15 protein-coding genes are annotated in these 13,180 nt (G+C 50.3%); 7 read left to right on the top strand and 8 right to left on the bottom strand.

The genetic code is table 11. The annotated features are described in order from the left end of the window. Positions 1-221: 221 nt before the first annotated feature. Together B3007_RS02305 and sbcB are read left to right on the top strand one after the other, a co-directional pair. Positions 222-1,241 (top strand): alpha/beta fold hydrolase, encoded by a 1,020-nt coding sequence (locus B3007_RS02305; RefSeq protein ID WP_068441991.1) that lies wholly within the window; start codon positions 222-224, stop codon positions 1,239-1,241. A 116-nt stretch (positions 1,242-1,357) separates the two neighbouring features. Then, a complete protein-coding gene (sbcB, locus tag B3007_RS02300) occupies positions 1,358-2,800 on the top strand; it encodes an exodeoxyribonuclease I (RefSeq protein WP_068441994.1) in 1,443 nt (480 codons plus the stop codon). Between the two features lie 48 nt (positions 2,801-2,848). On the opposite strand, the gene B3007_RS02295 is transcribed toward sbcB, so the two are convergent. The 4 genes from B3007_RS02295 to B3007_RS02280 form a co-directional block, all read right to left on the bottom strand. Beyond that, positions 2,849-3,151 carry a type II toxin-antitoxin system RelE/ParE family toxin gene (locus tag B3007_RS02295; RefSeq protein WP_301378260.1) on the bottom strand — a complete coding sequence of 101 codons (303 nt, stop codon included), beginning with the start codon at positions 3,149-3,151 and terminating at the stop codon, positions 2,849-2,851. Next, positions 3,144-3,365, bottom strand: coding sequence for a TA system antitoxin ParD family protein (locus tag B3007_RS02290; protein ID WP_301378259.1), 222 nt, complete (start codon positions 3,363-3,365; stop codon positions 3,144-3,146). The genes B3007_RS02295 and B3007_RS02290 overlap by 8 nt, the downstream gene beginning before the upstream one ends. Positions 3,366-3,482: 117 nt before the next feature. Next, entirely contained in the window at positions 3,483-4,202 is a 720-nt protein-coding gene (locus B3007_RS02285; protein ID WP_273091587.1) for a VC0807 family protein, read from the bottom strand. A gap of 115 nt (positions 4,203-4,317) precedes the next feature. Further along, complete coding sequence (locus B3007_RS02280; RefSeq protein ID WP_301378258.1) at positions 4,318-4,995, bottom strand: DNA-3-methyladenine glycosylase I; 678 nt, start codon at positions 4,993-4,995, stop codon at positions 4,318-4,320. Between the two features lie 832 nt (positions 4,996-5,827). Here B3007_RS02280 and B3007_RS02275 point away from each other — a divergent pair. The 3 genes from B3007_RS02275 to B3007_RS02265 all read left to right on the top strand — a co-directional run bounded on the left by B3007_RS02275 (position 5,828) and on the right by B3007_RS02265 (position 7,319). After that, positions 5,828-6,190: a hypothetical protein gene (locus B3007_RS02275; protein ID WP_297531871.1), complete on the top strand. Its 363-nt coding sequence runs from the start codon at positions 5,828-5,830 to the stop codon at positions 6,188-6,190. A 45-nt stretch (positions 6,191-6,235) separates the two neighbouring features. Continuing rightward, complete coding sequence (locus tag B3007_RS02270; protein ID WP_301378257.1) at positions 6,236-6,967, top strand: hypothetical protein; 732 nt, start codon at positions 6,236-6,238, stop codon at positions 6,965-6,967. A gap of 79 nt (positions 6,968-7,046) precedes the next feature. After that, positions 7,047-7,319 carry a hypothetical protein gene (locus tag B3007_RS02265; RefSeq protein ID WP_301378256.1) on the top strand — a complete coding sequence of 91 codons (273 nt, stop codon included), beginning with the start codon at positions 7,047-7,049 and terminating at the stop codon, positions 7,317-7,319. A gap of 99 nt (positions 7,320-7,418) precedes the next feature. Here the strand turns inward: B3007_RS02265 and B3007_RS02260 are convergent, their stop codons facing one another. From B3007_RS02260 to trmA, 3 genes are all read right to left on the bottom strand, one after another. Next, positions 7,419-8,753, bottom strand: a complete 1,335-nt coding sequence (locus tag B3007_RS02260) for an SLC13 family permease (RefSeq protein ID WP_301378255.1) — start codon at positions 8,751-8,753, stop codon at positions 7,419-7,421. Between the two features lie 63 nt (positions 8,754-8,816). Further along, a complete protein-coding gene (gene dbpA / locus B3007_RS02255) occupies positions 8,817-10,193 on the bottom strand; it encodes an ATP-dependent RNA helicase DbpA (RefSeq protein WP_301378254.1) in 1,377 nt (458 codons plus the stop codon). After that, a complete protein-coding gene (trmA, locus tag B3007_RS02250) occupies positions 10,190-11,296 on the bottom strand; it encodes a tRNA (uridine(54)-C5)-methyltransferase TrmA (RefSeq protein ID WP_301378253.1) in 1,107 nt (368 codons plus the stop codon). Before trmA ends, dbpA begins: the two co-directional genes overlap by 4 nt. Before the next feature lie 186 nt (positions 11,297-11,482). Between trmA and B3007_RS02245 the strand changes: the two genes are divergently transcribed. Together B3007_RS02245 and B3007_RS02240 are read left to right on the top strand one after the other, a co-directional pair. Continuing rightward, positions 11,483-12,361, top strand: a complete 879-nt coding sequence (locus B3007_RS02245) for an acyl-CoA thioesterase (protein ID WP_076517487.1) — start codon at positions 11,483-11,485, stop codon at positions 12,359-12,361. Next, positions 12,358-12,957: an acyl-CoA thioesterase gene (locus tag B3007_RS02240; protein ID WP_076517489.1), complete on the top strand. Its 600-nt coding sequence runs from the start codon at positions 12,358-12,360 to the stop codon at positions 12,955-12,957. The genes B3007_RS02245 and B3007_RS02240 overlap by 4 nt, the downstream gene beginning before the upstream one ends. Here the strand turns inward: B3007_RS02240 and B3007_RS02235 are convergent. Further along, positions 12,947-13,177 carry a hypothetical protein gene (locus B3007_RS02235; RefSeq protein ID WP_301378252.1) on the bottom strand — a complete coding sequence of 77 codons (231 nt, stop codon included), beginning with the start codon at positions 13,175-13,177 and terminating at the stop codon, positions 12,947-12,949. The genes B3007_RS02240 and B3007_RS02235 overlap by 11 nt on opposite strands. Positions 13,178-13,180 lie beyond the last annotated feature (3 nt).

Raw genomic sequence — 13,180 nt, 5'->3', positions numbered from 1 at the left:
GTCCTTAATAAGATCAACAACAAAGATATAAAGTGTCTACAGGCTACGCCCTTCGGGGCTTTCAGGAAAATACCATTTCGGTGTTGCTACTTTTCGACGTGACCGGCCATGCCATCTAAGTAGCGCCTTGAACTGTTACTTTCCTGAAAGCCGCAGCCTCAACTGCATTAATCAGAGTTGCCCCAGTAATATGACAACAATAATAAGATCCGGGGATCACGATGAAACTCATCAAGCTGCTGCTGGTAGCCAGTATGGTCGCAACTACCGTTGTTACTACGGGCTGTGCCTACTTTGGCCTGGGGTCGAGGCCTCTCTCTGAACTGACCGAAAAATACACCGACGAAAGCTCGAAGTTTACCGCCGTAGATGGTCTGGTGATGCATTACACCGATCAGGGCTTTGGCGATGAAGCTGTGTTGATGTTGCATGGCGAGCACTCTTCTCTGCATGTGTGGGATGCCTGGGTAGAGCGCATGGCCACCGACTTCCGCGTGATTCGTCTGGATCTTCCAGGACACGGCCTGACCGGGCCTGACCCAAAAACAGAAACATACGACGTCGAGTACATGATGGGCAAAGTCGAAGCCTTCATGGACAAGCTCGGCCTCGACAGCGTTAAGCTGGTCGGCGCCTCGTATGGCGGTTTCATTACATGGAACTTCGCCAAAGAATACCCAGAGCGCGTTGAGAGCATGGTGCTCGTTGATTCCACAGGCTTTGATCAGGAAGTCCATCCGGTATTGGGTTACAACACGATTCCTGTCCTTGCTGGCCTCAACTCCTGGACGCTGCGTCGCGGTAAAGTTCGTGATCGTATTGAGTCTATGTACTCCGACGATGAAAAGGTTACCGACGAGATTGTCCGTCGCAATCAGGACATGATGCTGCGTAAAGGCAACCGTACGGCCTTTATTGATGTTGCCCGCACCATGGAGAAACAACTTGAAGAAGGCGAGAACGAAAGTGATCGCATCAAGTACATCCAGACGCCATCACTGGTTATGTGGGGCGAGGATGACGAGTGGACACCAGAGCGCGTCATGAAGCAGTTCAAAACGCATCTGCCGAACATGACCTTTGTTTCTTACGAAGTCGTCGGCCACCTGCCGATGGAAGAGTTGCCTCGTCAGTCGGCTCGTGACGCTCATCATTACCTGTTGTACGGGGAGCTGCCTCAACTTCCGGGCAATGAAGAGCAGGGCTGGATCGTACCGGGTAACCCGCGTAAAGGCTGGTAAGTACCCGCTGAGCTGATGTTTAACAGAACCCCCGCAGGCTGTCCTCCGGGGGTTTTGTTTTATGCGTGCCATATAACCGGTAAACTAGCGTTTTGATCTGCACACAGGAGCATTGAGTGAACACCATCGTCTGGTACGACTACGAAACCTTTGGCGCTAACCCGGCCTGGGATCGTCCGGCGCAGTTTGCCGCTATCCGCACCGACGAAGACCTCAATGAAATCGAAGAGCCTGTCGAAATCTTCTGTCGTCAGACAGATGATTATTTACCGCACCCCGATGCGGTTCTGATCACAGGAATTACGCCGCAGGATTGTCAGAGCAGGGGTGTTCCAGAACGTGAGTTCATCGCTCGCATTAATGACATGTTCAGTCAGCCTGGTACCTGTGTTGCCGGCTACAACAGCATTCGTTTTGACGATGAGTTTACGCGCTACACGCTCTATCGAAACTTCTTTGACCCTTATGCGCGTGAGTGGCAGGGCGGTAACTCGCGCTGGGACCTGCTCGATGTAGTCCGTTGTGCCTATGCACTGCGTCCGGAAGGTATTGAATGGCCAAAGAACGACCTTGGCAAAACCAGCTTTAAGCTTGAGCACCTGACTGCAGCAAATGGCCTCGACCACGGTAAGGCTCACGACGCGGTGTCCGACGTGCGTGCGACCATTGCTCTGGCACGCCTGATCAAAGATAAACAACCTAAATTATACCGTTATCTATATCAGCATCGTAGTAAGCAGGCGCTGGGTGGCCTGATTGATGTCGGCACTCATAAGCCACTGATGCATGTATCAGGAATGTACCCGGTAGAGCAGGGCTGTATGGCCGTTGTTGCACCTCTGTGTTGGCACCCGACAAACAAAAACAGTTTTATTGCGTGGGATCTGTCTGCCGATCCGACCGCACTCTATGACCTGAGTGCTGAGCAGATTTCAGAGCGCGTCTTTACCCGAGCGGCGGACATGCCAGAAGGAATAACCCGCCTGCCTCTGAAAGAAATTCATATCAACAAATCTCCTGTCATTGCGCCTGCAAATACGCTGACACCGGATCAGGCAGAGCGTTGGAACATCAGCGGCGATGACCTGCGTCGCCATCTGAAGATACTGCGTGAAGCAGGACCTCTGAATGCCAAAATGGCTGAGGTCTTTGGCAATCGTCAGTTTGCCGAAATCTCCGACGTGGATGCTCGCTTATACGATGGTTTCTTCTCGAATGCTGACAAACAGGCAATGGATGAAATACAGCGAATGCAGGGTTGGGATCTGGCGGATTATCCGAACCCATTTCAGGATGAGCGCGGGGAAGAAATGCTGTTCCGCTACCGGGCACGTAATTTCTCTGACACCCTCAACGAAGACGAGCGCGAGCGCTGGGAGCAGCATCGTACACAGCGCCTTATGCAGGGCGTTCCTGGTTCGCCACTGCTGACCTTCGAGCAGTTCGCGCCAATCCTTGAGCAGGCAGCACAGCGCGTAGCGGATGACCCTCAGAAGCTACAGTGGATATATGAGCTGCAGATGTACGCTGAATCCATCTTTCCGGTTACCGATTACTGATCAACCCAACGAGAATGGGCGTTTAGTGATCTGGAGTTTCAAGTGGATTCATGTGATGCGCTTAACATCGCGATAGAAGTTTTCGTGTGATCCAAGCGCAATCAGCTCCAGAACTACAGCACCATCCTGATAGCTGTACCCCAGAAGCGTTAGTTGTTTCGTCATTTTGAATTTATAAACGCGTAGAAAGGCGAGATCGCCTTTTTTCTGATCGCCGAGAAAGGGGTCATTCATGACCTCTCTCACCGCGCCATCAAGGTCGGCTTTTTGATTGGATTTAAGTTTCTTAACTGCTTTTTTAAAACTGGGTGTCTGTACAACTCTGGTAACTTTTCCTGTCGTGTTAGCCAAAGTTGTAGTCCTCTAATTTTCCAGCTTCTTTCTCTGCTCTAGCGATGATCGCCTGTTTTACGAACTCATAGGGTAAGTCCGGATTATCTTCCATGATCTCGCCGATCTTAGCCCAGTGTTCAATTTGCTTGGGAGGGGTTCGGTTCAAGGCTTTTGCCATAATGGTGGCTTTCTCTACAAGCTCTTGATCCAGTCGGATGCTGGTAGTCGCCATAATGGTGTACTCTCATATTCAACACAACTCAAATGTAGCAATTTACCACAGGTGTGGCAATTGGCATCGAACGCATAATAGAACGAATCTGGCTGTCTCTCTGTCTGTGATCCGCGGTCACTTATCCGCCAGGTGCGGAGCCAGTACTTCTTCCAGCGTATAGCCAGTAAGGCGACGGATCGTGCGCCACAGGTAATAGAAAATCAGTAGCATCATGGCCATGGATGGAATCGCGATCATGGGATAGCTGACCAATGTCATACGGCCCAGCTCTTCGTTAAAGGCCTGAGTACCCGAAGGGCTGACGACAATCCACTTTGCCAGCACATAGTTCATGATGGATGAAAACAGGAAGGTACCGGCAAAGAAGTACGTTGCTTTCATCAGGCGGCTTTCAAATTCTTCTGTCGCTTTATTCTTTTCTAGAGCGCTCTGAATCTTATCGACGTCCAGCACATTCGGGTTATAAAGCATGGTGCGCACCAGTGGATAGCGGGTGCGGGTCGAAATAAGCACCGCCAGACCGATAATGGCGGGAATCGCAGCTTCTTTGATGGCCAGATAGCCAGCATCTAGTTCCAGCAGACCAATGCCACCGGTCAGGCCGACACTGATCATCCCCAGCAGGGCGATAAAATTCTTCTTACGGTACTTCACCAGCTCAAACAGGCCCCAACCCAGAGGGAAGGCGAGACCCAGCAGAAGCGCATTCACACTGCCGAGATGTTCGTCACCACTGAACTTCATCAGAATAATGGACGGAATCACAATACTGACCATCAGATCGACAAACGGACGCGGCTGATGATCTGGGGTGTTCGTGCTAGGGGCAGACATGAATAACAAACCTTAAAAGAAACAAATAAAACGCAGCCGAGAGTATACGACGAGAGATTCCCGACCGACACCTTTTAGCTTTCTGACGCTAAAGACCTTTTACCTTCGCGACCCTTTATCTTCGCGGACCGACAGACCAGGACAGAATCTGGCTCAGCTCAGTGAGGCTGTAACCGGTTTCGTCGCGCCAGCGCAACATGGCATCCATAAAGGCTTTCCAGCTCGCTTTTGACGTAGGTACACCATCAATCACGCCTTTGCTCGTGAGTGCCAGAATCATATCGTCGCTGAAAATCGGCGAATCCACCCCCATGCGACGGAGAAAGATCTGGCCGGTTCGCCCACCAACCCGGTTGCCGCGCTTGCGGAACACCTTAAGGTTTAAGGCGTAATCTTCTGGCTTCCAGGATGCAAACCAGGCCGCGGCACTGCCGTGCTCACGTTGCAGGTCAGTGAAGAACAGGGCGTTTTCGTACACCGAATTGATCTTCGCCATATGACGGATGATGGTGTCATCCTGCATAAACTGCTCGTATTGCTCCTGTGGCCACATGACCAACACGTCTGTGCGGAAATTGCAGAACACCTCTTCAAAACGAGGCCACTTATTCGCAACGACCTTCCAGTTAAAGCCAGACTGAAACACACACTGCGACAGGCAGGACAACCAGCGGTCATCGGGAATCGCGGCCAGCTTCTTGGCGGATACAGGCTTCATTGCATGCTTGAGCTTCAGATCGAAGTCATGATGCTGAGCAGCGGCTTGTTCGAGGTAATGGCTGAAAGAGAGCATGCGAATAGCCTATGAAGAATGAACAGAAAATAGTGTCTCGCCATGATATGGGCAACCGCTTCTGAATGTAAAGAATACATGGTTATCCATACAGTATGATTCGGACTTTTCGAGCAAAACGCGCACGCTTTGTTTTCGTGCTTGCGCGTTTTGTCAGAGCGGGGTACCGTAAACCTCAATCGAATCAAAGAGTTGCCAGCTTGGTTTATAAGTTTATAGGCAAGCACTCGCCGAAATAACAGGCGTGCGCGTTTTTCTGGAAGGGAGATTTGAGTTATGGAAGATTTTTCAATTGAGTCAAAGAGTTATCCCGGAAAGCTCGAAAGAGTGTCCCAGGATAAATGCGCACGCACACTAACAAACTGTTAGAAGGATATGATGAAGCCTTGGGTAATTGAGAAGCCATTGATGATGCTCGATGGACGGTACTCGGATTTTGAAGGTGTGCTAATCAAGCTATTCTTCACTGCGATCGCCACCGGAGTTATTGGTACTCTTCTCAGTAGTGTGCACCCGTTGTTCATGCTTCCGTGCTACGTAGTGGTTCTACTTCTAATCCCAATAGGTTTTGCTTTGAAATCTGTCGCTAGACGCTATGAGCAAGACGAGCCGCATTATCTGGCGTCGAAAAGTAAGATTCGTGCTCTAGTACATTATTTTTGGGTTATAGGTGTATACCTCTGGATAGCTTTTTGGCTAGTAATGTTTTTTAGGGCCATATTGAGAAGCTATGCCGGATAATTCTTCTAACAAGCGGCCGTTGAGGCCACTGAAAAGCGTGGCGGGACGCGCAAAGAACGCACGCCCCAAGGCCGGGCGTTAAGGTTACCTCATGAAGCTTTTGATCATTTTGCTCGCCGGATTTATCGCCGGTGTATTCGCGGGTGCGATCTATGAGAACCGGCGCCTTTTAGGGGAGCCAGATACAACGGTTGCTGTTTTTATAAGCAAGAACGCGATTGATAACGCCAGGCACGCAAAGAAGTCATTGGCAGAATATAGAAGCCTTCTAGCTAACGGTAAGCTAGAGGCTCTACAAGAAAGATGGGAGTTCCAAGAGCAGATTTTTTCTGAGATAGAGGCGAACGCCCTGGCGGTATGCGATGATCCTGATACGAAATGCAAGGAGCAGCACCTCAAAATTCTCGGTTTGACAGAAGAACTTAACAAGGCAAAGCAAGCGGGGACGCCGTAAACGGCGCCCCTGTTTGCGACGTTATTCTTCATAGGATAGATAAGAATGAACTGTTGGATTTGCGGTGACAATGCGGATAGTGGTGAACATATAATTAAGCAATCCGATTTAAAACAATATATTGGTAACGTTTCTCAGTCATTTCCTTTTCGGTGGTATAGCAATAACAATAAGAAGGATGTAGGTAGTTTTAAATCGAGTCACCTTCACTTTAAGACGAAAATATGTTCTAAATGCAATAATGAAAGAACGCAACCTTCGGATAGAGCATGGGAGAGGTTGTCCAATCATATTAGAAGTAATCTAAGTGATATTGTAGCTACGAGAAAGCTTGATTTAACCTCGCTGGCAGGTACTAAGGAGATCAACCAGTTTGTCGTTGATGTCCAGATCTATTTTACGAAATTGCTAGGCTGCATGATTCATGATGCTTCGGTGCCAATAAATACCTCCTCATTTTCTAGTTCTATAATGTCTTCTAAGCCGCATGACTCTCTATATCTGATGTTTGCTTTAACGGACGAAATTGGAGGTGGATGTAAGTCGGTATATGTTTCTGATCTCAGGGGTTATGGTTTTAAGGATAAAGTAGACTACCTTGTGTGGCAGTATTCAGTAGGAGAGTTGGTTGTTTTTGTTATATATGACCCAAGAAAGCTTGAAAGGCGAATTATTAGAAATAGTCTGCACCCAAGAAATCACAATGGTAAAATCCGTTTTCTAATGAAGAATAACAAGCAAAGGCAGGGTGGGACGACTTCGTCGCCCCTGCTTTGAGCGTTATGTGAAAATAGGATTCCGATTTTCGTCGTGATCGAATTATTTTCAAGACCAAATTAATTAATGAGTAAAGTATATGAATGATGAGCCCGAACTAGAACTATCGATCCTATCCCAGGAATTGAAGAGTGGTGGAAGGACTGTATCTGTTGAGATTTACCGTCTTGAGGGTGATGAAGAGTGGGCTCTCGAGATCGTTGATGAATTCAATAATTCGACAGTATGGGATGATACTTTTCCCACTGAGTCCGCAGCACTAACTGAAGCAAAAAAGTCTATTCTAGAAGAAAGGGTAACATCTTTCGTTGGTCCAGAAGACGGCAAGAGTGATGGTGGGAACTGGAAATAATATAGCTGATCACACAACAATGCGTATCAATCGCTCCCTGATCTTGCCCCGATAAAACGGACACCGAAGTTGAACTAGATAGCATCCGCTTCGGAAACCTCACCAAACCACCCACGCATACCCACTGATCACGACAATACAACTCAGGTTGATCCGGAATCCCGCTCGCATCATATCTTTCTGCGCCACATAGCCACTGCCATACACAATGGCATTCGGCGGTGTGGCAACTGGCAGCATAAAGGCACAAGACGCGGACACGGCGATTAACGCACTCAGGATGATTGCCGGAATCCCTAAACTTTCGGCAATGGCGGCAAATACGGGTACCAGCAAGGCGGCGCTGGCTGTGTTACTGGCGAATTCGGTTAAGAAGACCACAAAGGTCACGATGGCCATAATCACCAGAATTAACGGCGCGCCCTGCAAGAAGCCACCAATATGATCAGCCAGAAAAACGCTGGTGCCTGTGGCTTTGAGTATGGCGCTTAGGCAGATGCCGCCGCCAAACAACATCAGCACCCCCCAGTCGGTGGTTTTCTCGATCTGCTTCCAGGTGACGACGCGGCTGAGGCCTAGCGCTACGATGGCACTGACAGCGATCACTGTATCGAATTTAGGTAAGCCACCCAGTAGTTTGTTAATTGGTGAGCTGAATATCCAGAAGAGTACGGTTAATCCAAATATGCCCAGTGTCAGTAGTCGCGGCTGTGTCCATTCCAGTGGTTCATGCTCGGTGGCAAAGTGGTGATTCAGATTCGGACGTATAACCATAAAAAGAACTGCGAGCATGACGGGCAACAGAATCAGCGACAGTGGCCCGGCCAGGGTCAGCCAGTCCGCGAAGGTTATGTTGTTTTGTGCCGCAGCGATAGCATTGGGTGGGCTGCCTACTAAGGTGGCAATGCCTCCGATGTTTGCGCAGTAGGCGACACCAAGCAGTACGAAGATATAAGTAGGGCGCTGCTCTTCTTCATTAAGTTGATGTAAGACACCAAGTATCAATGGCAGCATCATGGCGGTCGTTGCTGTGTTACTGATCCACATCGACAGGCCCGCGGATACCGCAAACAGCATAAACACGGCAACGTTAAACCGACCTCGTGCCAGGGTCAGTACTTTATTAGCAATGGCGGTATCTATCTTCTGAGCATGCAGGGCTGAGGCGAGAGCAAAGCCACCGAGAAAGATAAAAATAATAGGGTTGGCAAAGCTGGCGAGCGCTTTGGTTGTATCGAGTACGCCAAAGGCCACGGCCAATACCGGAACGAGTAAGGCAGTGATACTGACGTCCAGCGCCTCTGTCAGCCAGAGAACAGCGATAAAGATCAGGATGCTAAGGCCGTCAACGATGGCTGGTTCAAACGGCAGCCAGAGTTGCAGAGCTACGAAGAGTGCAGCATTGATCAGAATAATAAGGTTTGAGCCCGGCATACGTCATCCGTTGTTTTTTATTATTTATAGAGAGTAATGAAAAATAACGGACGAGGTAAGGTGTCAGATCCGCCTGACCTTGATCTGGCGCCCCTTAATCCGGCTTTTTTCTAACAAGCGCAGTGCCTCATTGGCATACTCACGCTCTACGGCGGCGAAGGCGACAAAATCCAGTACGGTGATATTGCCAATCACTGTGCCCGGTATCTTGCCTTTCGCGGTTATCGCTCCAACGATGTCGCCCGGGCGCAGTTTGTTCTTTCGGCCTTCAGCAAAGCAGATGGTCACATACGGCGGCTTAGCGGTGTCGTGCGAATCTGTCAGGTCACTCTGATGCATGGCCGGGATGTTGTGTTTGAGCAGGTCTTCAATCGCTTCGCGCTTGTATTGCTCGCGCTCGGTAAACAGGCTCAGGGCCAGACCTTCGCTGCCGGCACGACCAGTACGGCCAATGCGATGTACATATACTTCAGGGTCGCGTGGCAGGTCGTAATTAATGACGGCTTGCAGTTCATCAACATCCAGACCGCGTGCCGCCACATCGGTGGCGACCAGGCAATGGGCGCTGCCTTGTTTAAATCGGATATAGGTCTGGTCACGATCCCGTTGGTCGAGATCGCCGTGCAGACCCAGCGATAAATATCCGGCGTGGCGCAGCGCCTGAGAAACTTCATTTACGGTCTGCTTGGTGTTGCAGAAAATTACTGCCTGCTCGATGGCAAAGTGCTGCATGGCGGCTAACAGAGCATCGGTGCGGCTTGATTTATCACAGCCAATTAACTGCTGGCGGATATGATCAGTTTTATGGACGGCCTCGACTTTAATCGTCTCAGGCTCGTGCATCAGGTCTTTGCTCAGCGCTTTGATGTTGTCTGGGTAAGTGGCAGAAAACAGCAGCGTCTGACGGTTGTGTTTAGTATGCGAGGCAATGTCACGGATGTCGTCGGCGAAGCCCATTTCCAGCATGCGGTCGGCTTCATCGAGAACCAGTGTACTCACGTGCTCTAGCGACATGGTTTTCTTGCGCAGGTGGTCTTTAATGCGGCCCGGAGTACCGACAACAATGTGTGCGCCACGCTCAAGCGAGCCGATTTGCGGTCCAATTGAGACGCCGCCCGATATAACTACGATTTTAATGTTGGGTGTAAAGCGGGCGAGCTTACGAAGCTCATCGGCGACCTGGGTTGCCAGTTCGCGGGTGGGGCAGAGCACCAAGCCCTGAATGCCAAAGAACTTAGGGTTCAGGTTTTGCAACAGCGGAATACCGAACGCTACGGTTTTACCGCTGCCGGTTTTTGCTTGAGCCAGTACGTCGTTGCCCGCAATACTGATGGGCAGTGACTGCGCCTGAATGTCAGTCGCGTCGTTGAAACCCAGCTTTTGCAGGTTGTCCTGCATGGCTGGGGCGATGCCTTTTATATCTTTAAATGAAGTACTCACGCGGTTGCCTTGCGTTTCAGAACGACGCCCGTTTCGATGTGGTGTGTATACGGGAACTGGTCGAACATAGCGAAACGCACGATGTCGTGGGTTTTGCAGAGTTCGGTCAGGTTCGCGTGAAGAGTGTCCGGGTTACAACTGATGTAAATGATGTTGTCGTAACCGGCGGTTTGTTTAACGGATTCGTCGTCCAGCCCTGCACGAGGTGGATCAACCAATACGGTACGGAAGTCGTAGCTGGTTAAGTCAACGCCTTCTAAGCGGGTGAATTTGCGCTCGCCTCTTAAGGCCTGAACAAACTCTTCAGACGATAGGCGCGCAATAATCAGGTTGTCGATTTTGTTGTCGGCAATGTTTACCTGAGCGGCATTTACTGAGGTTTTAGAAATCTCAGTGGCAAGCACGCGGTCAAACTTTTCGGCCAGCGCCACCGAGAAGTTGCCGTTGCCGCAGTACAGCTCAACGAGGTCACCGCCAATGCCTTCAGAGGCAGAACGCGCCCAGCTGAGCATCTTCTGGTTCACTTCGCCATTGGGTTGAGTGAAACCGCCTTCGATCTGGCGATAGCTGAACTCTTTACCATCGACTTTGAGCACTTCAGTCACGTAATCGCGCTCCAGCACCACCTTCTGCTTACGTGAGCGACCAATGATCGGGAAGCCAAGACGTTCCTGCAGTTCGCGCGCTTCGCTCTCCCAGGCGTCATCCAGCTTCTTGTGGTAGATGAGGGTAATCAGGGCGTCGCCGCTTAAAGTGGTCAGAAACTCGACCTGGAACAAGCGTCGACGTAACAGCTCACTGGTGTGAATTTCAGCCAGTAGCTTGTGCATCAGTTCGTTAATGAGCGGAGAGGCTATATTAAACTCACGGACTTCGTACGCTTTCTTGCGGTTGCCCGGTTCGAACATGGCGTAGAAGCAGCGGTCTCCCTCGTGCCAGAGGCGGAATTCGGCGCGCAGGCGATAGTGAGACACAGCACTGTCATAGACTTCCAGAGCGGGCGGTGCGAATTCTGCGAACAGACTGTTCAGGCGTGCCTTTTTCTCGGCAAGCTGGGTATCGTATTCCGCAGGATTGATAGGATCTGGAAAGATTTCTGACATGAGATAACCGGGGCTTAGGCGTAAGGGCCGGTATTATACGCGGCCCCGCAAAGAGTGCGAGTGTGGCGCATAATGTCATTTCGGCCAATGATTGGGTATTTCTATCGGGTATTGTTCCAATCATAGATGTAAATAATTGCTATAAATTATTCGTTGTAAATGTAAGACGAGAATAGAGAGGTGTGTATGAGTGACGTGTTACAGGGGTTAGTAGAGCTGCTGGAACCTACCGAGATCGGGGAAAACACCTTTCGTGGCGAGACTCAGGACTTAGGTTTCCGGGCTTTGTTCGGCGGCCAGGTGATGGCTCAGAGCCTTTCTTCGGCGCTTAAGACGCTGCCTGAAGGCGAGTGGCATGCGCACTCGTTCCATGTTTATTTTATGCTCGCCGGTACGGTGACAGATCATCTTGAGTTTGAGGTTGATCGATTACGTGATGGCCGTACCTTCTGCACCCGCCAGGTGAAGGCGATGCAGAATGGTCGCGCTATTCTGACCATGATCTGTTCATTCCAGCAGACCGAAGAGGGCTTTGAGCACCAGGCTGCGATGCCTGAGGTGAAAGGGCCGGATGGTATTCCTTCGCAGGTTGAGCTGGCGCGTATGTTCCGTGACTATTTCCCGGAGAAAGTACGCGATATCTATACCGCTGATAAGCCGATCGAAATGCGAGTGCTTGATCCGGTCAATATCTTTGCGCCGACTAAGAAAGATCCAGTGAAATACCTCTGGATGAAAGCCGACGGTTCGCTGCCAGAAGATACTGATCTGCACGCTAAGCTTCTGGCGTACGCATCTGATTTCAATCTTCTGCCGACGTCGCTGCATCCACACGCGCGTTCTTACGGGCAGAAGGGCATGCAGATGGCGAGCCTCGACCACAGCGTCTGGTTCCATCGTCCGTTCCGTATGGATGAGTGGCTGCTGTACGCCATTGATAGCCCGAACGCAGGTGGCGGCCGTGGCTTCTGCCGGGGGCAGGTATTTAACCAGAAAGGTGAGCTGGTCGCTTCTGTCGCTCAGGAAGGTCTGATCCGCTACCGCGAGCCGGAAGAAAAATCATGATGTTGCTTCGTTTTATCTTTATTTTCTTCCGCCAGAAGTGGAACGACAATAAAGATCCTCTGGCCATGACGACCTATAAATTCCGGGTGATGCCCTGGGATATGGATCTTAACCTGCATCTGACCAATACACGGTATCCGGCTTTCATTGATGTGGGCCGGGTTCAGTGGTTTGCAGAAATTGGTTTACTGCCACTGATCATGAGCAATGGCTGGCGCACGGTCGTCGCCAGTCAGACTGTGACCTTTGTGCGTGAAATTAAGCCGTTCACTAAGGTGGATATCGAGAGCCGGGTTCTTTATTGGGACAGAAAGTACCTGTATTCAGAGCATCGTTTTCTGGTGGAAGGCAAGTTGCATTGCAAAGCGCTGGGGCGAATTGCTCTGGTTCGTGGTGGTCGTGTGCGCAGTTTCAGTTCGCTACTGCAATCCATTGATAAGTATCATGGCCGAGAGCCGGGGGAATACATCGCCCCTGAACCAACGCCTGAAATTCAGGCCAAAATTGATCTGCTGACCTTGAAGCGTGACGCTGAACTGGCGCGAGCCCAGGCCGAGGCTGAAAAAGATTCGGAAGAAAATAAGGTTATCCCTTAGTTTCATCTTCCGGTGTATTCTCTAGTTTTGTTTGGGCCTCAGATTGAGAATCATCCTTCTCATCTGAGGCCTGATCTTCGTGTTTGTCTTCCTGCAACAGCTCACTTGCTGAAGAGAAGTCGAAGCCTTCAGAATCTTCCATTTCATCAATGTTCGGGCGTATGCCGCATCCGCTGCCTTTAACGGGCATTAATCCTGAAGTGCCGGGGGCTTTTTTCATGAC

Origin of the sequence: Thalassolituus sp. UBA675 (assembly GCF_002297765.1) — a bacterium.
GTDB lineage: Bacteria > Pseudomonadota > Gammaproteobacteria > Pseudomonadales > Oceanobacteraceae > Thalassolituus.
Note: the sequence above shows the minus strand (reverse complement) of the source record. Positions and strands in the feature narration are given on the sequence as shown.

Coding starts and splice junctions, on each gene's coding strand:
- B3007_RS02270 (WP_301378257.1), top strand. CDS start 6,236: ATGAACTGTTGGATTTGCGGTGACAATGCGGATAGTGGTGAACATATA.
- B3007_RS02265 (WP_301378256.1), top strand. CDS start 7,047: ATGAATGATGAGCCCGAACTAGAACTATCGATCCTATCCCAGGAATTG.
- B3007_RS02235 (WP_301378252.1), bottom strand. CDS start 13,177: ATGAAAAAAGCCCCCGGCACTTCAGGATTAATGCCCGTTAAAGGCAGC.
- B3007_RS02285 (WP_273091587.1), bottom strand. CDS start 4,202: ATGTCTGCCCCTAGCACGAACACCCCAGATCATCAGCCGCGTCCGTTT.
- B3007_RS02290 (WP_301378259.1), bottom strand. CDS start 3,365: ATGGCGACTACCAGCATCCGACTGGATCAAGAGCTTGTAGAGAAAGCC.
- B3007_RS02260 (WP_301378255.1), bottom strand. CDS start 8,753: ATGCCGGGCTCAAACCTTATTATTCTGATCAATGCTGCACTCTTCGTA.
- B3007_RS02280 (WP_301378258.1), bottom strand. CDS start 4,995: ATGCTCTCTTTCAGCCATTACCTCGAACAAGCCGCTGCTCAGCATCAT.
- B3007_RS02240 (WP_076517489.1), top strand. CDS start 12,358: ATGATGTTGCTTCGTTTTATCTTTATTTTCTTCCGCCAGAAGTGGAAC.
- B3007_RS02305 (WP_068441991.1), top strand. CDS start 222: ATGAAACTCATCAAGCTGCTGCTGGTAGCCAGTATGGTCGCAACTACC.
- B3007_RS02245 (WP_076517487.1), top strand. CDS start 11,483: ATGAGTGACGTGTTACAGGGGTTAGTAGAGCTGCTGGAACCTACCGAG.
- B3007_RS02275 (WP_297531871.1), top strand. CDS start 5,828: ATGAAGCTTTTGATCATTTTGCTCGCCGGATTTATCGCCGGTGTATTC.
- trmA (WP_301378253.1), bottom strand. CDS start 11,296: ATGTCAGAAATCTTTCCAGATCCTATCAATCCTGCGGAATACGATACC.